We start from the raw sequence: 672 nt of genomic DNA on the forward strand, positions 1-672 counted from the left end.
GCGCAGACTCAGCTCGGGCGGCTCTCCCGGGCCGAGCTGCGGGCCCGCTGCGACGAGCTGCTCGGCAACCCCCTGGTGGTGCCCTCGTATCCGCGCTATCTCAGCGGCTTCGTGCAGGCGCTCGAACCGGTGCCGGGGCTCACCGGTTTCGTGGTCGAGGCGGTCTCCAACGCGTTCGCGCGGCTGCCGGACCCCGTGCTCCTGCCATGGCTGCCCACCCTGATCAGCACCTTGCGGGCGGACGGCGGGGAGCTGGCCCCGCTGCTGATCCGCGAGGCGGGCAGCATCTTCCCCGGACGCCTCGCCGCGCTGGACGCGTGGACGCCGCCGTGGCGGGCGGCGGCGGCACCGGCCGTGGCACCCGGACACGCGGGCGGGGCGGACGGGGCGGACGGTCCCGGGTGCGCGCTGCTCGCCGCCCATCCCGACACCTGCGACGCGGTGGCGGCGCTGCTCGGCTGCGAGGGGCCGTGGCAGACGGCGGCCCCGGCGGCCCCGGGTGCGGCGCTCCTCGACCGCCACSMGGACACGGCCGACGCCCTGGGCGCACCCGCCGGGCGCGCCGCTGAACGTCGTCGCGGTCGAGTGCCGGCGCGCCCCGGAGGCGCTGCGGCTCGGGGCCGTGCCCGGACTGCCCGACGCGGCGTACGAGAGCGACGGGCAGTCCGGGCA

The 672-nt window shown here is 78.5% G+C and carries 1 pseudogene; it reads left to right on the plus strand.

From position 1 onward, the window contains the following. Positions 1 to 672: pseudogene (locus tag AB8Z36_RS42070) on the plus strand (hypothetical protein); the annotation flags it as partial.

Source organism: Streptomyces flavofungini, assembly GCF_041028215.1.
Lineage (GTDB): Bacteria > Actinomycetota > Actinomycetes > Streptomycetales > Streptomycetaceae > Streptomyces > Streptomyces flavofungini_B.